We start from the raw sequence: 18,207 nt of genomic DNA, 5'->3' as shown, positions 1-18,207 counted from the left end.
ACTGCGGCGGGACGGAGCCGAGAAGGAGACGAGGCGGGCAGCGATGGCACGGTACGTCCGGGAAGTCATGACGGCGGGAGTCGCGGCGCTACGGCCCGATGCCTCGCTGGTCGAAGCGGCCCAGCTGATGCGCGCCCAGGACGTGGGGGACGTGCTGGTCGCGCGCGGCGACCGGCTGATCGGGGTGCTCACCGACCGGGACATCACGCTGCGCGCGGTGGCCGACGGCGCCGATCCGCTGACCGTCAGCGTGCAGTCGGTCTGCACCCGTTCACCGGTGTGCGTGGGCCCCGACGACGAGGTGGCGACGGCGGTGCGGCTGATGCGGCGGCACGCGGTGCGCCGGCTGCCGGTGGTCGAGGACGGCCGCCCGCTGGGCATGGTGAGCCTCGCCGACGTCGCCGCCCACCAGGACCCTCACTCGGCCCTGGCGGAGATCAGCCGGGCGGCCCCGCGGCCCTGGCCGGAGGTGCCCCGGCAGGGGCGCCGGTCCGACCGCCCGGGACCCCCTCAGTCGCTCTGACGCAGCTGCTCCGAAGCCCTGACCCGACGTCAGGCAGCTCGGCCCAGCATCGCGAGCAGGCGCGTCTGGGCGTCGGCCGAGTCGGGCACCTTCACGGGCGCGTGGAACAGGCTCGGGGGCAGCTGGTCGGCGTATCCGCCGAACTCCCGTGCCGCCGCGTCGACCAGGGCCCGGGGCAGCCACTCGTCCGCGCCGATCGCCCGGGACAGGTCCCAGGTGTGCACCACCGCGTCCGCCACCATCTGCGAGCAGTACGCGGCGGCGGGCGTCTCGCCGTACGAGAGGTGGACCGTGCCGTCGAGCGCGCCCGGCGCGGCGAACGCGGCCACCGCGGCGGTCCTGGCCCTCTCCCACACGCCCACCGGGTCCGCGCCGAGCACATCGCCCTCGAAGGCGTCCCCGACGTCCGCGATCGTGCGGCCCTCCGCGACCAGCGGCGGCACCCACAGCTGCTCGACGGCCAAATGGTTGACGAGGTCCCGTACCGTCCACTCGCTGCACGGCGTGGGCAGGTCCCACTGGTCGGGCCGGACGTCGTGGACGCGGGAGCCGAAGAGGGCGACGGCCTCGCGGTGGCGGTCGAGGAGCTGGGCGTGGTCCGCAGACGCAGAAGAGTCCATGGGGCCACTCTCTCGGACCGGGGCGTACGGCTCAAGCACGGATCGCCCCGATTGCGCCGACGGCGGGCGGGTACCCATGGGCCATGTCTTTCCCGTCCGTGCAGCCCGTTCCGTCCGTGCCGCCCGCTTCCGTCACGCGGTCCTCCTGGACCGGTGCCCTGTCCCGTCGGCTGAGCGACCGGGACCGCGCGCTGTTCCAGGTGGCCGCCGACCGGAACTGGCCCGGTGCCCGCGCCGTGCTGCCGCGGCTGAGCCGGGCCGCCGACCACGGGCTGTTGTGGTTCGGCGCCGCCGCCGCGATGGCGGCGACCCGCTCGCCCCGGGCGCGGCGGGCGGCGCTGCGCGGGGTGGCCTCGCTCGCGCTCGCCTCGGCGACCGTCAACACGGTGGGCAAGCGCTCGGTGCGCAGGCCCCGGCCGATACTGGAACTGGTGCCGCTGGTGCGGCAGTTGAAGAGCCAGCCGATCACCACCTCCTTCCCGTCCGGGCACTCCGCGTCGGCCGCCGCCTTCGCGACCGGGGTGGCCCTGGAGTCGCTGGGCTGGGGCGCGGTGGTGGCGCCGGTCGCCTTCTCTGTGGCCGCCTCCCGGGTGTACACGGGGGTGCACTATCCGGGTGACGTCCTGGTGGGCGCGGCCCTCGGCGTCGGCGCGGCCTTCGCGGTACGGGGCCTGGTGCCCACCCGGCGCCAGTTGGCCCCGCCCGGGCGGCCGTACACGGAGGCGCCCGCGCTGCCCGGCGGCGAGCACCTGGTGGTCGTGGTCAACGAGGACTCCGGCAGCGCCGCCGCGAAGGCCTCGGCGGTGCGCGACGCGCTGCCGCTGGCGGAGGTGGTGGAGTGCGCTCCCGAGGACCTGACGGCGACGCTCGACAAGGCCGCGCAGCGCGGCCGGGCGCTGGGGGTGTGCGGCGGCGACGGCACGGTGAACCGGGCGGCGGTGGCGGCCGCCCGGCACGGCGTGCCGCTCGCGGTGTTCCCCGGCGGCACCCTCAACCACTTCGCGTACGACCTGGGCATCGAGGCGGTCCAGGACACCGCCCGCGCGCTGGCGTCGGGCGACGCCGTCAAGGTCGACCTGGGCCGGTTCACGCCGGGCCCGGACGGCGCGGCCGCCGGATACTTCGTCAACACCTTCAGCCTCGGCGTCTACCCCGAGCTGGTGCGGCTGCGCGAGCGCTGGACGCCGCGGATCGGCGGCTGGCCGGCCGGGGTGCTCGCGTCGTACGAGGTGCTGCGCGGCGAGCGCCCCCTGGAGGCCGAGCTGCGCGGCAAACCGCACGCGCTGTGGCTGCTGTTCGCGGGCAACTGCACCTACCAGCGCCTGGGCCCGGCCCCGGCCCACCGCTACGACCTGGCCGACGGGCTGCTCGACGTGCGCGTGGTGCAGGGCGGCCGGCTGCCCGGGCTGCGGCTCCTCGCGGCCGCGCTCGCCGGGCCGCTCAGCCGCTCCCCCGTCCATGCCGCCCAGCGGCTGCGCCGGCTGCGCATCGGCGGGCTCGCGCCGGGCACATCGGTGGCGTACGACGGCGAAGTCGCCCACATAGAGGGTGAGTTGACGGTCGACAAGCTGCCCGAGGCGCTGACGGTGTACCGCCCGCCGGTGCGCCCGTGACGCCCCGGCGCCGGGCTCGCGCGGGTCCGCCGGACAGACCCTAGGCCGAGAAGAGCGCGCCCGGCTTCAGCAGCCGCAGCCGATCGCCGAGCCCGGCGGCGGCGAACGCCTCGGTCAGGGAGTCCGCGCCCTCACTGAAGTGGCCCCAGTGCTCGAAGTGGAGCGGCACCACATGGCGGGCGCCCAGGATCTGGGCGGCCTCGGCGGCGGCCTCGCTGGTCAGGGTCAGCGGGGCCCCGTCGAGCAGCGGGGTGCGGGCGGCCCCGGCGAACAGGACGGCCACGTCGACCGGACCGAACCGCTCGGCCACCGCGCGCACATGGTCCAGCGAGGCGTTGTCCCCGCTCACATAGACCGTCGGCACCGCGTCGCCGTGCAGCACGAAGCCGGTGACCTCGCCGGTGAACTCCTCGGCGCCGTCCGGCCCGTGCAGGGCGGGGACACCGGTGATGCGCAGCCGCTCGCCGAGTTCGTACGTCTGCCAGTTCGGCAGGACCGTGACCATGTCGCCGAGTCTGCTGTGCGCGGCGGCCGTGGACAGCACGAGCGGCACCCGCTCCAGATACTCCCGCCCCGACTCGTCGAGGTTGTCGGGGTGCTGGTCGTGCGAGAGCAGGACCGCGTCCACGTGCCCCGTCTCGGCCGCCTCGATCGCCGGTCCGGCCGTCTTGACGAGCTTGCGGCCGGGGCCGACGGGATAGTCGCCCGGGGCGTCGAAGGTGGGGTCGGTGACCAGCCGTACCCCGCAGATGTCCACGACGGCGGTCGGCCCGCCCACGTACCGGACCGAGATCTCGCCCATGATGCCCTCCCAAGTGATCATCCTTGCTCGGCAGGGGTAACGCCTCTGACGCTACGGGTTGTTCCACGGGCCCGGTAGTGCCGACTCGTCCGGCGGCCGGCGCCCCGGAGCACGCCCGGCGGCCAGGACCGGCGCTGTCCACATGGCGAAACGCAGGTCTCAGCATGCGACATGGCGGCGTACGGTGGCCGTACCGGTCGAGCCGGCGCCGAGTACACCCAGCACGCCGAGAGAGGGAACCGCCATGCCGAAACCGCGGGAGACCGCCGTCTACACCCACGGCCATCACGAGTCCGTCCTGCGCTCGCACAGCTGGCGCACCGCGGCCAACTCCGCCGCGTACCTGATCGGTGAACTCAGACCGGACGCCCGGGTCCTGGACATCGGCTGCGGGCCCGGCACCATCTCCGCCGACCTGGCCGCGCTGGTCCCGGACGGCCAGGTCACCGCCGTCGACGCGGCGCCCGGCATCGTCGAGCGGGCGCGGGCGTACGCCGAGGAGCGCGGACAGCTCAACATGGCGTTCGCGGTCGCGGACGTCCACGCCCTCGACCACCCCGACGACTCCTTCGACGTCGTCCACGCCCACCAGGTGCTGCAACACGTGGGCGACCCGGTCCAGGCGCTGCGCGAGATGCGCCGGGTCACCCGGCCGGGCGGTCTGGTCGCGGTGCGCGACAGCGACTACGGCGCCTTCACCTGGTTCCCCGAAGTCCCGGCCCTGGACACCTGGCTGGAGCTGTACCACCGGGTCGCCCGGGCCGCCGGCGGCGAGCCGGACGCCGGGCGGCGGCTGCGGTCCTGGGCGCGCGCGGCCGGGTTCACCGACATCACCTCCACCGCCTCGACCTGGTGTTTCTCTACGCCCGACGAGCGCGCCTGGTGGAGCGGACTGTGGGCGGACCGCACGGTGGCGTCCTCGTACGCGCGGCTCGCCGTGGACGGCGGGCACACCACCGAGGCCGCTCTCACGGAGATCGCCGAGGGGTGGCGGGAGTGGGGCGCGGACGACGACGCGTGGTTCATGGTCCCCCACGGCGAGATCCTCTGCCGCGCGTGACGGTCACCAACTAGGCTCGTCCATATGGAGATCCTCGGAACGACATTGCGCATCTGCGTCGCCGACCTGGAGACCTCGGTGGTCTTCTACGAACGTCTCACCGGAAGCAAAGCCCTGCGCTTCGAACGCGGCGGGGTCTCGGTCGCCGCGGTCGGCTGCTTCCTGCTGATGAGCGGTCCGGAGTCGGAGTTGGAGATCCTGCGCAAGGTTTCGGCCACGATCGCGGTGAAGGACGTCGAGGACGCCTACCGGGCCCTCACCGGGGTGGGCGCCCGCGTCATCGCGGGCCCGGTCCCGACCCCGGTGGGCCGCAACCTGATCGCCGTACACCCGGACGGGTCGGTTTTCGAGTACGTGGACCACAAGGCGGCTTCTTAGGAGTGCGTGGGCGTGCCGTGGTGGGCGCGAACGGCCCACCACGGTCCGGACCTGAAATCCGCGCCCACTACCCTGCCTCCGGCCGCATCCGGTAATCGTACCGCTCCGGCAACGGCTCGTCCGTGATCCGGGCCCACACCTCGCCCAGTATCTCCGCGCCCTCGCGCAGGTCGGCCACCTCGAACCCCGCGTCGAAGACGGCACGCGCACCCGCCAAGTCGCCCTCCGCGAGCAGGAGTTGCGCCTCAAGGAGCCGGAACGCCCCCCGCCCCTGCACAGGGGGACGCAGCCGCGCCCACACGGCACGCGCATCCCCGGGGCGCCCCGCGCCGAGCAGCGCCGCGATCGCCTCGCGCCCGAGCGCGGCGGTCGCGGCGACCCAGTGCTCTCCGTCGCGCCTCTCGGCGCACAGGTCGTCGAACGCCTCCGCGTACAGCGACCCGGCCCGGTCCGCGTTGCCCGCGAGCCGGTCCGCGACGGCCAGGCACCGCAGCAGCGGCCAGCGCGAGGGCGCGAGCGCCAGCCCGCGCTCCCAGCTGCGCACGGCCTGCGCGCGGTCGCCCGCGTGCCACTGCGCTACCCCGAGGTGGTACTCGGTGAGCGGAGAGGCGGGCGCCGTCTCCAGCATGTCCCGCCAGTGCGGGGCCACCAGCGTCGGCCCGGGCGGGACGACCCGGCGCGGCTCCGGCAGCGCCCCGGCGTGCAGCAACTCCAGCCAGGGCGCCTGCTCTTCGCCGAGCGTCGCCTCCGCGAACGGCGTGCCCGGAAGCTTCAGGCTCCCCCGCAGCACTTCGAGCGCCCCCCAGCCGGACCCGGTGGCCAGCGACTCGGTGGGCTCGGTGTCGGCGTACGGGCGCCAGGCCGCGTACGCCTCCTCGACGCGCTCGCGCGGCAGCACGGCCTCCAACTGCCGCGCCACCTCGCCACGGGCCGCCGGCCAGTCGTCGCCGTGTACGAGTTCGGGCGCGGCGGCGAGCGGTCCGTACGCCTCCAGCCAGGCGAACTCCGCGCCCGCCTCCAGCGGAACGTGTTCCAGCTGGGTGCGTGCCAGGCCCGCCTGGATCTCCGCGTAGCCGATGGTGCCGGGCTCGGTCAGCCACTCCTGCCAGCGCCGCCCGCCCCGGCCCGAGCCCCACAGGAACAGCTTGCGCCCACGCAGCAGATCGGTCGACGTCTGCACCAGGCCCTGCCCGGACGCCTCGAGCGAGGCGAGCCAGCGACGGGCGCCGTCGGGCACCTCGTAGAAGTAGTCGGCAGGGTGTTCGCCGCGCAGCGGATACGTACGGTCGACGCCGCCCCACTCGGGGACCGGCACCTGCCGCAGGGTGCGCTCGTACCCGAAGTGCCAGGCCCGGTCGGCGGGGGCGAGGACGCGGGTGCGTTCGCCCTCCTCCACGGCGATGTTGGACCACCAGTAGACCGGCGCGGTCCGCTCGTGCGGGTTGCGGACGCGGACGCCCACGTACAGGAAGTCGGAGTCCTCGGGCAGCCAGAGGTCCACCTGGAAGGGCAGGTCGCGCAGCCGCTCCCACTCCCACAGACGCAGCATCTCGCCGCCGTCCGGGGCGGGCACGGTGGCCGCGTGGACGGGCGCGCAGGAGAGGGTGGTGTGGCCGGTGGCGCCGATGTTCCACTCGATCCCGCCGGAGAACCAGGCGCCGTTCAGGGCGAAGTCGGCGGGCTGCAACACGGGGTTGACGTAGAGGAGTTCGCGTCCGGTCGGCTTGTGGAAGAGGGAGTGGATCCGGCCGCCGAGGCCGGGCAGTACGGTGACGCGCAGCCGGGAGTTCTCCAGGACGAGGACGTCCAGGTCGGTGGGGGTGCGCTCGCGGCCGTAGCCGTCGAGGACCCGTACCGGAAGGAGCGTCTGCAGCGGCGCGTAGCCGATCTGGCGGGCCATGTCGCGCGGCAGCCCTTCGCGGGCCCGCTCGTCGAGGGTGTGCACCTCGTCGAGCGGCCGCAGCGCGGGCAGCGGGTTGGGCTGCCCCAACGGGGCGGCGGGCAGGGTCAGTACGGCACGTCGCACGGTCGTGGCCAAGACAACCTCATTCCCTCGCGCGGTCGGCCACCCCGTCCTTGCGGCCGCCCCCGTGACCATGGAACACGGCGGGCGCCGCACTGACCAGAGGATCCCCTGGTCAGGATTGCGCAAAGGCATCCGCCCGGCGAAGGCGTCCAGGCGGCGAGGTCATGGACCCGGCGGGGGTCAGCGCGGCTCGACCATCTCCGCCGTGATCGCCCAGCGTTGGTGGTCGCGCCAGGCGCCGTCGATGAAGAGGAAGTCCGGCGAGAAGCCCTCCAGGCGGTATCCGGCGCGGCGGACCAGGGCGATGGAGGCGGTGTTGCCGGGCTGGATGTTCACCTCCAGGCGGTGCAGGCCGAGCGTGCCGAACGCGTACCGGGTGACCAGGTCCAGCGCCTCGCCCATCAGCCCGCGCCCGGCGGCGTGCGCGAAGGCACCGTAGCCGAGGGCTCCGTTCAGGAACGCGCCCTGGACGACGTTGTTGATGTTGATGAAGCCCGCGATCCGGTCGTCGTCGCGGGTGCAGACCAGGAACCCGTACCGGGCCGGATCCTCCAGCAGCCGCCCCGCGTACGTCGCGTACGCGTCGGGGTCGGTCGGCGGGAAGAGCCACGGCGCGTGCAGGGACCGGCTCTCCTGGGCGAGCGCGGTGAACTCCGCCGCGTCGTCGAGCGTGAAGGAACGGATGCCCACGCGGGGGCCCTCGGCGAGGTACATGATCTTGTCGGGCACGGGGGTCAGGGTACTGGCCGGGGGCGGGCCGACCGGAGAGGGCCGGAGGCGGGCGGCGCGGGCCGGTGGGGGCGGGCGGCGCGAGCCGGCCGGAGGCGGGCGGCGCGAGCCGGCCGGAGGCGGGCGGCGCGAGCCGGCCGGAGGCGGGCGGCGCGAGCCGGCCGGAGGCGGGCGGGTGGCGGGCGAGGCGGGCTGGTGGGGCGGGGCGGGCCCGGTTGCGGGCGTGGCTACTTACCCCGGAGCGACTCGACCAGCTTGTCGATGCGCCGCTGCCGCGTCTCGGGGCTCTTGGCGCTCTCGATCTCTCCCACCTGCTTGCGCTTGAGGCTGAAGGCCATCCGCTCGTACGCCCCGCGCAGCGCGGGGTCCGCGTCGAGCACGGCCGCGAGGTCGTCCGGCGCCTCCACCACGCGCGGCTCGTCGTCGAGCTGGAGGTCGACCTCGATCTCCTCGCCCAGGTCGACCCCGCTCGCCTCGCGGTTGGCCGCGCTGATGCCGACGAGGATCTGGCCGCGCATGGCGGCGACCCTGGTGCGCCAGGAGTGACCGTTGATCGCGACCACCACCGGGGGCCGCTTGCCCTGCCCGAGGTCGTCGATGACCTTCTGCGGCACTTCGACGCCCAGCGCGTTCCCGGACGGGATGACCGTGGCCGTGAACTTCATGCTCGCACTCCTCGCCCGTACGGTGTGGTCTCAACCGGCCACGATATACCGGGAGTTGCCGATCATCCGCGCTGTCTCGGCTGCCCGCTCATCCGCTCCGCCCATCCGCTCCGCCCATCCGCCTCGCCCATCCGTCCCGCTCATCTGCCCCGGCGCCGGATGAAGTGGCCGCCGCAGATCACGCCGACCACGAACACCGCGACCCCAAGGATGCGTCGGGCGGGACGAAGGGCGGCACCGGAGTCGGGGGCGCCGCTCATGACCCGGCCCTTTCTGGGGTTGATGCCACCCCTTCCGTACAGAATGGGCGGTTCCGGTACGCGATGCCGCCCCGGAGCGGTCCGTACGGGTGATCCATCAGGTGGCCCGTCGGGGGATCCATCAGCTGACCCGTCCGGTGATCCACTCCCGCCTTGTCAGACAAGTGAGCCCGACGTCATGCTTGCCCCATGGCAGTGAGCGGACAACAGCGCAGGCCGGTGGTCGTCCTCTACGAGCGGATCGCCGACGCGATCCACGACGGCACCTACCCGCCGGGCTCCACCCTCCCCTCCGAGCCCCGGCTCGCGAGCGAGCTGGGGGTGGGCCGGCCCGCGCTGCGCGAGGCGCTGCTGCTGCTCCAGGAGGACGGGCTGCTCTCGGTCCGCCGGGGCGTGGGCCGGACGGTCAACGCCAGCCCGCCCCGGCGCGGCTTCGAGCAGCTCCAGCCGCTGGAGGAGCTGCTCGGCGCGGGCGGCCCGGTCGAGGTGCGGGCGCTGCTGCGCAGCGTCGAGGAGCCGACCGACTTCACCACCCAGCACCTGCTTCCGGCGGCCGGGGCCGAGCTCCGGTTCTGGGAGACCGTGCTGGTCGGCGAGGCGCTGGCGGTGGCGCTGTGCCACGAGTGGGCCGCTCCGCAGGACGTGCTCGAACGGCTGCACCCGGCGTTCGCCGCCGCCCTGGCCGACGAGCCCGCCCGCTCGATGCTCGCGCTGCTGACGGAGGCCTCCCGGGGGGTCCCGCTGACCGGGCACAGCGGGGTGACGGCGACCCTCCTCGGCCGCCGCCGGGGCGAGCAGCTGGACCGCCCGGCCGACACCCCGGCCGTACTGATCACGCAGGTCGTACGGGTGGAGGGCACCCCCGTCCTCGCCGCCAAGCACATGCTGCCGACCGGCTCCCCGGCCCTGCCCGTCCTGCACAACGGCTAGGGCCTGTCCGCTGGGTCCGACCGGCGCGCGGCCGAGGATGTACACTCCCCGGTCATGCACTTGTCTGACAACCCTGCCGCCCAGCCCGTCGCCGACTGGATACGCCGCGCGCCCAAGGCCGTCCTCCACGACCACCTCGACGGTGGTCTGCGCCCCGCCACGATCATCGAGCTGGCCCGCGCCTGCGGCTACGCGGGCCTGCCGACCGAGGACCCGGCGGCGCTGGCGGTCTGGTTCCGCGACGCGGCCGACTCCGGCTCGCTGGAGCGCTACCTGGAGACCTTCGCCCACACCTGCGCGGTGATGCAGACCCGCGAGGCGCTGGAGCGGATCGCGGCCGAGTGCGCCGAGGACCTGGCGGCGGACGGGGTCGTCTACGCGGAGGTGCGGTACGCGCCCGAGCAGCACCTGGAGCGTGGGCTCACCCTCGACGAGGTCGTCGACGCGGTGAACGCCGGCTTCCGCGAGGGCGAGCGCCGCACCGGCGGCCGGATCACCGTGCGTGCCCTGCTCACCGGGATGCGCCACACCGACCGGTCCCTGGAGATCGCCGAGCTGACCGTGGCCCACCGCGACCGCGGGGTGGCCGGCTTCGACATCGCGGGCGGCGAGATCGGCAACCCGCCGGCCCGCCACCTCCCCGCCTTCCAGCACCTGAAGCGGTCGAACTGCCACTTCACCATCCACGCGGGCGAGGCCGTCGGCGCCGAGTCGATCCACGAGGCCGTGCAGATCTGCGGCGCCGAGCGCGTCGGCCACGGTGTGCGGATCACCGACGACATCACGGTGCACGAGGACGGCACGGCGGACCTCGGCCACCTCGCGTCCTACCTGCGCGACAACCGCATCGCCCTGGAGGCCTGCCCGACCTCCAACCTCCAGACGGGCGCGGCGAAGGACTACGCCTCGCACCCGATCGACCTGCTGCGCCGCCTCGGCTTCCGCGTCACCCTGAACACCGACAACCGGCTGGTCTCCGGCACCACCATGAGCGAGGAGTTCCAGCACATGGCGGACGCCTTCGGCTACGGCCCCGAGGTGTTCGAGCAGTTCACCGTCGCCGCCGTGGAGGCCGCGTTCCTGCCGCTGCCGGAGCGCCGCCGCATCATCGACGAGCTGGTCCGCCCGGGTTACGCCGCCCTCTAGCCGACGGCGCGCCCCCAGACGGCCTACACCAGCGCGGGCACCTCCAGCGTGAGCGTGCCCGCGTCGGCGTCGAGCACCGCGGGCACCCCCAGCGGCATGGTGAGCGAGGGGGTGCAGTGGCCGAAGCCGAAGTGCTCGACCACCGGCACCCCGAGCGGGGCGAGCCGCTCGTACAGCACGGCCCGCACCTTCTCGTACGGGCCGCACTCCTCCCAGGAGCCGAGCGCCACCCCGGCGACCCCGTCCAGCCATCCCGAGCGCAGCAGCTGGGTGAGGATGCGGTCGATCCGGTAGTCCTCCTCGCCGACGTCCTCGATCAGCAGCAGTCCGCCGCGCGCCGATGCCCTGGCGTGGGGGGTGCCGACGTCGGCACCGAGCAGGGAGAGGCAGCCGCCCACGGTGACCCCGCGGGCCCGGCCGGGCACCATCGGGCGGGCGCCCGCCGGGGCGAGCGTGAGCGCCGCCCCGGGCTCGAAGAGCGTGGTGCGCAGGGAGCGCTGGGTCGGGTCGTCCTTGAGGAACGTCGCGGCCGACACCATCGGCCCGTACAGGGTGGACAGCCCCATCCGTACCGCGAACGCCTCGTGCAGCGCGGTCACGTCGCTGTAGCCGACGAACGCCTTGGGCCCGGCCGCGCGCATCGCGCTCCAGTCGAGCAGGTCCACCATGCGCTGGGCACCGTAGCCGCCGCGCGCGCAGAGCACCGCGTCGACGGACGGGTCGCACCAGGCCTCCTGGAGGTCGCGCGCCCGGCCCTCGTCACTGCCCGCGAGATAGCCGAACTCCGGGTGCCGGTCGCGCACATGCGGCATCACGACCGGGTCGAGGTCCCAGCCGCGCAGGATGTCCAGGCCCGCGTCGAGCCGCTCCCCCACCACGGGCCCACTGGAGGCGACCACCGCCACCCGGGCGCCGGGGCGCAGCCGGGCGGGCCGGGTCAGCGGGGCGGTGGCGTGGTGCGTCGGGGTCACTTCTTCAGCTCCAGGAGGGGGACGTCGGGCCGGTCGATGCCGAACGTCTGGGCGTACAGGGAGAGTTCGGCCTCCAGGGCGCGGACCATGGTGTCCGCCCGGCGGAAGCCGTGTCCCTCGCCCTCGAAGGCGATGTACGCGTGCGGGATGCCGCGGCCCGCCGTTCTGGCCAGGAACCGTTCGCACTGTACGGGCCGGCAGATCACGTCGTCGAGGCCCTGGAGCAGCAGGAACGGCACGCTGATCCGATCCGCGTGGGTGATCGGCGAGCGCTCCGCGTACCGGCCGGGGAACTGGGCGAGGGGGCCGATGAGGGATTCCATGTACTGCGACTCGAAGTCGTGCGTGCCCTCGTCGGACGACCAGTCGGTGAGGTCGAGCACCGGGTAGATCACGGTGCCGCAGGCGTACACGTCGGTGGTGGCGAGCGAGGCCGCCGAAGTCCAGCCCCCCGCGCTGCCGCCCCGGATCGCGAGCCGCCGGGGGTCGGCGGTGCCCTCGTCGGCGAGCGCCCGGGCCACCGCCGCGCAGTCCTCCACGTCGACGACGCCCCACTGCTCGCGCAGCCGGTCGCGGTACTCCCGCCCGTAGCCCGTCGAGCCTCCGTAGTTGACCTCGGCCACGCCGATGCCGCGCGAGGTGAAGTAGGCGATCTCCAGGTCGAGGACGAGCGGGACCTGGCTGGTCGGGCCGCCGTGCGCCCAGATGACGTACGGCGGCAGCTCGTCGGCGGGCGCCGCCCGGCCCGGGTGGTGCGGCGGGTAGACCAGGGCGTGGATGTCACGGCCGCCGGGACCGGTGAAGGTGCGGATCTGTGGTTCCGGGTAGTACGCGGGGTCCACCGGGTCGTCGTGGGGGCGTCCGACCACGCGGGTGCGGCCCGAGCGGGTGTCGAGCTCGACGACCTCGGGCGCGGTGCGCGGGCTGGCGGCGACGCCGACGACCCTGCTGCCGTGCACCGCGAGCGTGCTGAGCCAGGCGGTCCAGGGCCCGGCGGCGTCCACGACCTCGCCGCTCTCCGGGTCGAGGATGCCGAGCGCGGTCGCGCCCCGGCCGTGGACCACGGCGATCAGCCCGTTCTCCAGCGGGTGGAACCAGCGGCGGCCGAGCTGCCAGAGCGGCCCGCCGAACTCCTCCTCGCGCGGACAGAGCGGCACCGCCGCGCCGTCGCGGTCCCCCGGGTGCGAGGAGGACGGGACCGGCGGCGCCGGGTCGGCCCGGTAGAGGTTCCACCAGCCGGTGCGGTCGGAGGAGAAGAGCAGCCGGCCGTCGGGCGCCCACTCGACCTGGGCGACGGACTCGCCGGCCCCGCCCGCGACCGGCCGCGCCCCCGCCAACACACCGTCCTCGCCGATGTCCGCGAGGATCAGCTCGGTGCCGTCCCACGGCATGTTCGGGTGGTCCCAGGCGAGGTAGGCCACGCGCGAGCCGTCCGGGGAGAGCCGGGGGCCGGTGACGAAGCGGTGCCGTCCGTCGGAGAGCTCGCGCACCCGGCTTCGGTCCTCGGCGGCCGAGCCGTCCAGGGGCACGGCCGCGAGCACCCGGCGCACGTCCGTGGGCGCGGGCCCGGTGAACTCCTCAAGGACGCACCAGACTTCGCCCCGCTCCGCCACGAGGACCGGGTCGGCCCAGCGCAGCCCCTCGCCCACCGCCGAGAGCGGGGTGAGCGGCCTCGGCTCCCCGGCGCCGTCCGGCTCGTACGCGTACAGGCGCTGGTCGGGGAAGTGGGCGAAGACCACGAGCGGGCCCCCGGAGGCGCGCGGAACCGCCACCCACGGGCGGCCGCCGTACTCGATGACCCGCGTCCGTACGTTCCACGGCGCGGGCAGCAGCGACTGGGCGGCGCCGTCCGCCCGGCGCCGGACCAGAGCGCGGCGGCCGCCCTCGGTGGGGCGCGGCTCGGTCCACCACACCTCCTCGCCGACGACCCCGACGAAGTCGGGCGCCCCGTCGCGGCTCGCGGCGAGCTCGGCGTCGATGGGCGACGGCCAGGTTCCGTAAGGACCGATGGGCACCATGTCTTCCACTCCCCCTACGCGGAACGCAGATAGTGATCGAGGACGCGCACGCCGAAGTGGAGCGCGTCCACCGGGACCCGTTCGTCGACGCCGTGGAACAGCGCCTGGTAGTCGAAGCCGGCCGGCAGCCTCAGCGGCGAGAAGCCGTAGCCGGTGATGCCGAGCCGGGAGAACTGCTTGGCGTCGGTGCCGCCGGACATGCAGTACGGCACGACATGGCCCTCGGGGGCGAACTCCTCGACGGCGGCGCGCAGTTTGGCGTACGTCGGGGAGTCGACCGGGGCCTGCAGGGCGACCTCCTTGTGGTGGAACTCCCAGTCGACGTCCGGGCCGGTGAGCCGGTCGAGCGTGTCCCGGAACTCCTCCTCGCCGCCCGGCAGGATGCGCCCGTCCACATACGCGGTGGCGTGCTCCGGAATGACATTGATCTTGTAACCGGCTTCCAGCATCGTTGGGTTGGAGCTGTTGCGCACGCTCGGTTCCACCAGGGCCGCGGCCGGGCCGAGCTTGGCGAGGAGCTCGTCCACGTCGAAGCCGGGTGCGGCCGGGTCGGCCTCGATCCCGTACAGCGCGGCCAGTTCGGCCAGGGCGGCCCGGACGGTCGAGGTAAGCCGGACCGGCCACTGGTGCTCCCCGATCCGGGCGACGGCCGCGGCCAGCCGGCTGACCGCGTTGGCCCGGTTCACCTTGGAGCCGTGGCCCGCCCGGCCGTGCGCGGTGAGCCTCAGCCAGCCGGTGCCGCGCTCGCCCGCCGCGATCGGGTAGAGCGCCATGCCGGGGCCCGCGTGGAAGGTGTACGCGCCGGATTCACTGATTCCTTCGGTGCACCCCTCGAACAGGCCGGGGTGGTGGTCGGCGAGGAAGCCGGAGCCGTCGATCGCGCTCGCCTCCTCGTCCGCGGTGTACGCGATGACGATGTCCCGGCGGGGGCGGACGCCCGCGCGCGCCCAGGCCCGGACGACCGCGAGGACCATCGCGTCCATGTTCTTCATGTCCACGGCGCCGCGCCCCCACACCACGCCGTCGCGCACCTCCCCGGAGAAGGGGTGCTCGCTCCAGTCGGCGGGCTCGGCGGGCACCACGTCGAGGTGACCGTGGACGAGGAGGGCGTCGGCCGAGGGGTCGGTGCCCTCGATGCGCGCCACCACGTTGGTGCGCCCGGGCGTCCGCTCCAGGAGGGTGGGCTCGAGGCCGGTGGCGGCGAGCCGTTCCGCCACGTACTCGGCAGCGGGGCGCTCGCGGCAGTCCCCGCCGCCGCGGTTGGTGGTGTCGATCCGTATGAGCTCCGAGGTGAAGGTGACCACCTCGTCCAGCGCCCGCTCGTCGATGTGCTCAGCCATACTGCTCCTCCACGGCGGACGAGACGATGGTGGTGACCGCCTTGAAGGTGCGGATGCCGTCGTACATGGTGTCGCTGGTGTAGGCGACGCGGCGTTCCCCGGTCCGCACGGCGCCCGGGACCACCGTGGCGGCCATGGCCAGGTGCTCCGCGTCGAATTCGAGCTCGACGGTGAACGGGCCCCCCGCCACCGGCTCGTGACGGACCGCCAGGCCCGCCGCCCGCTTCGCGGCCGCCCTGATGTCGGCGGCCGTACGTGCCGGGGTGCGGCACACCGCCGCGTACCGCGAGACGTGGTCCTTGACCGCCACCTTGTGCGCCCCCGGCGCGTACCCCTCCGCGTCCGCGCAGGTCAGGTCGTCGCCGGTGACCAGGACGACCGGCACCCCGTACTCCGCGACCACGCGCGCGTTGAGCAGGCCCTCGCTCGCCCTCGTCCCGTTCAGCCAGACGCCGGTGATGGAGTTGGCGAGGTAGGTGTGGGCGAGGACGCCTTCGGTGCCCGCGCCCGTGTGGTAGCCGACGAACGCGATCCCGTCCACGTCGCCGTGCTGCACGCCTTCGACCATGGACAGCGACTTGTGCCGGCCGGTGAGCATCTCCACGCGCTCGTCCAGTCGTTCGAGGAGCAGATTGCGCATGGACCAGTGCGCTTCGTTGATGAGGACCTCGTCGGCGCCCCCGTCGAAGAAGCCCAGCGCCGCCGCGTTCACATCGGACGTGAACAGGGCGCGGCAGCGCTCCCACTGCGGGGTGCCCGGCAGCACATCGGCGGGCCAGGTGACACCGGTGGCGCCCTCCATGTCGGCGCTGATCAGGATCTTCATGCGTACGACGCTACCGGCCGCCGAATTTGCCGGCCAGAGCCCACACCGCTGCGCGATGACCCGGGTCTGTCGACGAGGACGGGCAGGACCCGGTGAATCTTGACGGTGATTTCGGGATCTCCGGCCACGGCTGTGCGGGCCGTGAGATCGTGCGCAGGTGACCGACGCTGCTGGGACATGGATGGCGACACGACCGGACGACCGCGGTTCGTCCGTTCTGCGCTTCGCGGTGGAACTCGTCGCCTGGGTGGCGACGCCCTGGGCGCTGGCCGGCTCTTCATGGCTGCTTGCCGCCCTGTCCGTGGTGGTCCTGATCGGTCTTCCCACGTGCTTCTCCACCCCGGGTGACAAGTCGAGCGTGATCGTCGCGGTGCCGGGCTGGGTCACGATCCTTCTGGTGCTCCTCCAGCTCGTCGCGGCCGTGGCTTCCTCGTGGCTGGCCTGGCCCGCGTGGGCGGCGGTCCCCGTGACCCTGCTGGCCGCCGCCACCCTCGTCACGGAGCGCCGTCGCTGGCGGTGGCTGGCTTCGGGGGACCGTCTCGTCGCCTGAGGCACTGGCCAATTCGTGCAGGCCTCTTGCATGTTGGTCCAGACCAATGCCAGCCTCTGGTCCGGACCAGCTGCGAAGGAGCCCCAACATGTCCGTACGACGCACAGCGGCCTCGCTCGGTGTTCTCGGTGTGGCGTCCGCGTCACTGCTCTCCGTCGCCGGCTCGCCCGCCGCCGCGCACGGCGCGGTGTTCAACCCGGTCAGCCGAGTCGCCGCCTGTTACGCGGAGGGCCCCGAGACTCCCAAGTCACAGGTGTGCAAGGACCTGGTCGCCGACTCCGGCACCCAGCCGCTCTACGACTGGAACGAGGTCAACATCGCCAACGCCGACGGGCACCACCAACAGCTCATCCCCGACGGCAAGTTGTGTTCGGCCAACCGCGAGAAGTACCGCGCGCTGGACTGGGCCCGCACCGACTGGCCCGCCACGGGTGTGTCGGCGGGCTCCTTCGGGTTCAGGTTCCGGGTGACGGCCCCACATTCGGGGACGATGACGGTGTACATCACCAAGGAGGGCTTCGACCCGACGAAGCCGCTGAAGTGGTCCGACCTGGATTCCCAGCCGGTCGCCACGTACGCCACGACGAGGACCGCCACGGACGGCTACTACACCTTCACCGGGAACCTGCCCGCGCGCACCGGCCGCCACATCATCTACAAGATCTGGCAGCGCGACGACAGCCCCGAGGCGTTCTACAGCTGCTCGGACGTCGTGTACGGCAAGTCCCCGCAGGCGGCGGCCCAGCCGGCCGCGCCCAGTCAGCGGAGCATCGACGCGGGCGCGGACAGGTCGACCGTCAGCCACCACGGGCACGGCGGCGGCACGCCCCCGAAGGACTCGTTCGCCCTGGGCGCCGCGGCGCAACCCGTCGCGGCGGCCTCCGTGGCGGGCGTCCTGGCCGGCGGCGTACTGCTCCTGCGCCGGCGCAAGGACTCCTGACCCGGCGCCGACCCGGCCGCCGGCGCGGCCGGCCTCACCCGGTGCGCCCCACCACCCACCACGTAGAGGGCAGCGCGATACGGGTGCCGTCCGGGCGGTACTCGGTCGTGGTCAGCGGCAGTTCGCCGCGGGCCACGACCGTGAGACCGGCCGCGCCGAGCAGGGCGGGCACTGCCGCGTCGGCCACGTCGACCGGGGTGAGGCCGTGGGCGAAGACCGGGCGGAGCTTCGGCGGCGCCCCCGCGGGGTCCTGGGCCAGCCCCATCAGGACCGGCTTCGCCGCCTCCGCGAGCTCCACCAGGAGGGCCCGGCCACGCGTCCCCACCAGGGTGGCGACCGCGTCGGCCAGGGGCTGGCGGTCGGCCGGTTCGCACTGGTGGAGGACCCCGCGCACATACACATTGGCGTCGCCCAGGCGCGCGTGCAGCTCGTGGACGGCCTTCTCGTCCGTCGCGTCCAGCTGGTCGAACCGGACCCGCCCGTCCGGGTCCTGGCTTCTGGCCCGCTCCACCGCGGCGGACGAGAGGTCGACGCCGACGACGCTGTCGTAGCGGTCGGCGAAGAAGCGGGACTGGGTGCCGTTGCCGCACCCCAAGTCGACCATGGGCAGCGCCAGATCGGCCAGATGGGGCTCGAAGAGGGCGAGGTGGGGGCCCGCCGTCAGGGCCGGTTCGGCGTCCCAGAACACCGCGCCCTGCTCGTCCGGCGCCGCGTTCCAGAAGCCGTCCCAGGCGTCCTTGTACCGACTCGTCACGCTCATGACCGACTCCCCAGGCTGGCACGCACAGTGTCAAGATCGGTCTATCGCTC

18 protein-coding genes are annotated in these 18,207 nt (G+C 73.9%); 8 read left to right on the top strand and 10 right to left on the bottom strand.

The window, feature by feature from the left end; translation table 11 throughout:
• Positions 1 to 43: 43 nt before the first annotated feature.
• On the top strand, positions 44 to 523 hold the full coding sequence (locus AB0G17_RS07645; RefSeq protein WP_361377055.1) for a CBS domain-containing protein: 480 nt from the start codon (positions 44 to 46) through the stop codon (positions 521 to 523).
• A gap of 29 nt (positions 524 to 552) precedes the next feature.
• On the opposite strand, the gene AB0G17_RS07640 is transcribed toward AB0G17_RS07645, so the two are convergent.
• Positions 553 to 1,143 carry a TIGR03086 family metal-binding protein gene (locus AB0G17_RS07640; protein WP_361377052.1) on the bottom strand — a complete coding sequence of 197 codons (591 nt, stop codon included), beginning with the start codon at positions 1,141 to 1,143 and terminating at the stop codon, positions 553 to 555.
• 83 nt (positions 1,144 to 1,226) lie between these two features.
• On the opposite strand from AB0G17_RS07640, the gene AB0G17_RS07635 reads away from it, so the two are divergent.
• Positions 1,227 to 2,756 (top strand): phosphatase PAP2 family protein, encoded by a 1,530-nt coding sequence (locus AB0G17_RS07635; RefSeq protein ID WP_361377049.1) that lies wholly within the window; start codon positions 1,227 to 1,229, stop codon positions 2,754 to 2,756.
• Between the two features lie 40 nt (positions 2,757 to 2,796).
• Here AB0G17_RS07635 and AB0G17_RS07630 read toward each other — a convergent pair whose 3' ends face one another.
• Entirely contained in the window at positions 2,797 to 3,579 is a 783-nt protein-coding gene (locus AB0G17_RS07630) for an MBL fold metallo-hydrolase (RefSeq protein WP_361377046.1), read from the bottom strand.
• A gap of 223 nt (positions 3,580 to 3,802) precedes the next feature.
• Here AB0G17_RS07630 and AB0G17_RS07625 point away from each other — a divergent pair, with 223 nt between their 5' ends.
• Together AB0G17_RS07625 and AB0G17_RS07620 are read left to right on the top strand one after the other, a co-directional pair.
• The gene (locus AB0G17_RS07625; RefSeq protein WP_361377043.1) at positions 3,803 to 4,618 is read left to right on the top strand and encodes a methyltransferase domain-containing protein; all 816 of its coding nucleotides are present in this window, start codon (positions 3,803 to 3,805) and stop codon (positions 4,616 to 4,618) included.
• Between the two features lie 24 nt (positions 4,619 to 4,642).
• A complete protein-coding gene (locus tag AB0G17_RS07620) occupies positions 4,643 to 4,996 on the top strand; it encodes a VOC family protein (protein ID WP_361377040.1) in 354 nt (117 codons plus the stop codon).
• Between the two features lie 67 nt (positions 4,997 to 5,063).
• Here the strand turns inward: AB0G17_RS07620 and AB0G17_RS07615 are convergent, their stop codons facing one another.
• From AB0G17_RS07615 to AB0G17_RS07605, 3 genes are all read right to left on the bottom strand, one after another.
• The gene (locus AB0G17_RS07615; protein ID WP_361377038.1) at positions 5,064 to 7,034 is read right to left on the bottom strand and encodes a DUF5107 domain-containing protein; all 1,971 of its coding nucleotides are present in this window, start codon (positions 7,032 to 7,034) and stop codon (positions 5,064 to 5,066) included.
• A 168-nt stretch (positions 7,035 to 7,202) separates the two neighbouring features.
• Entirely contained in the window at positions 7,203 to 7,736 is a 534-nt protein-coding gene (locus AB0G17_RS07610) for a GNAT family protein (RefSeq protein ID WP_361377211.1), read from the bottom strand.
• Positions 7,737 to 7,978: 242 nt separating this feature from the next.
• Complete coding sequence (locus tag AB0G17_RS07605; protein WP_361377036.1) at positions 7,979 to 8,416, bottom strand: YdeI/OmpD-associated family protein; 438 nt, start codon at positions 8,414 to 8,416, stop codon at positions 7,979 to 7,981.
• Between the two features lie 449 nt (positions 8,417 to 8,865).
• On the opposite strand from AB0G17_RS07605, the gene AB0G17_RS07600 reads away from it, so the two are divergent.
• Together AB0G17_RS07600 and AB0G17_RS07595 are read left to right on the top strand one after the other, a co-directional pair.
• The gene (locus AB0G17_RS07600; protein WP_361377033.1) at positions 8,866 to 9,606 is read left to right on the top strand and encodes a GntR family transcriptional regulator; all 741 of its coding nucleotides are present in this window, start codon (positions 8,866 to 8,868) and stop codon (positions 9,604 to 9,606) included.
• 54 nt (positions 9,607 to 9,660) lie between these two features.
• Entirely contained in the window at positions 9,661 to 10,752 is a 1,092-nt protein-coding gene (locus tag AB0G17_RS07595; protein ID WP_361377030.1) for an adenosine deaminase, read from the top strand.
• A gap of 23 nt (positions 10,753 to 10,775) precedes the next feature.
• Here AB0G17_RS07595 and AB0G17_RS07590 read toward each other — a convergent pair whose 3' ends face one another.
• Genes AB0G17_RS07590 through AB0G17_RS07575 form a run of 4 tightly spaced genes read right to left on the bottom strand, consistent with a single transcriptional unit; the run spans position 10,776 to position 15,907 of the window.
• Entirely contained in the window at positions 10,776 to 11,723 is a 948-nt protein-coding gene (locus tag AB0G17_RS07590) for an LD-carboxypeptidase (RefSeq protein ID WP_361377027.1), read from the bottom strand.
• Complete coding sequence (locus AB0G17_RS07585) at positions 11,720 to 13,741, bottom strand: prolyl oligopeptidase family serine peptidase (RefSeq protein WP_361377024.1); 2,022 nt, start codon at positions 13,739 to 13,741, stop codon at positions 11,720 to 11,722. Before AB0G17_RS07585 ends, AB0G17_RS07590 begins: the two co-directional genes overlap by 4 nt.
• A gap of 14 nt (positions 13,742 to 13,755) precedes the next feature.
• On the bottom strand, positions 13,756 to 15,081 hold the full coding sequence (locus tag AB0G17_RS07580; RefSeq protein WP_361377021.1) for a M20/M25/M40 family metallo-hydrolase: 1,326 nt from the start codon (positions 15,079 to 15,081) through the stop codon (positions 13,756 to 13,758).
• A complete protein-coding gene (locus AB0G17_RS07575) occupies positions 15,074 to 15,907 on the bottom strand; it encodes a M55 family metallopeptidase (protein ID WP_361377018.1) in 834 nt (277 codons plus the stop codon). The genes AB0G17_RS07580 and AB0G17_RS07575 overlap by 8 nt, the downstream gene beginning before the upstream one ends.
• Before the next feature lie 181 nt (positions 15,908 to 16,088).
• On the opposite strand from AB0G17_RS07575, the gene AB0G17_RS07570 reads away from it, so the two are divergent.
• Positions 16,089 to 16,457 (top strand): hypothetical protein, encoded by a 369-nt coding sequence (locus tag AB0G17_RS07570; protein ID WP_361377015.1) that lies wholly within the window; start codon positions 16,089 to 16,091, stop codon positions 16,455 to 16,457.
• An 88-nt stretch (positions 16,458 to 16,545) separates the two neighbouring features.
• Positions 16,546 to 17,397 carry a lytic polysaccharide monooxygenase gene (locus tag AB0G17_RS07565; RefSeq protein WP_361377012.1) on the top strand — a complete coding sequence of 284 codons (852 nt, stop codon included), beginning with the start codon at positions 16,546 to 16,548 and terminating at the stop codon, positions 17,395 to 17,397.
• A gap of 34 nt (positions 17,398 to 17,431) precedes the next feature.
• On the opposite strand, the gene AB0G17_RS07560 is transcribed toward AB0G17_RS07565, so the two are convergent.
• Complete coding sequence (locus AB0G17_RS07560) at positions 17,432 to 18,157, bottom strand: class I SAM-dependent methyltransferase (RefSeq protein WP_361377009.1); 726 nt, start codon at positions 18,155 to 18,157, stop codon at positions 17,432 to 17,434.
• Positions 18,158 to 18,207 lie beyond the last annotated feature (50 nt).

The organism is Streptomyces sp. NPDC023838 (genome assembly GCF_040639555.1).
Classification (GTDB): domain Bacteria; phylum Actinomycetota; class Actinomycetes; order Streptomycetales; family Streptomycetaceae; genus Streptomyces.
This window is presented reverse-complemented; position numbering and strand designations above follow the sequence as displayed.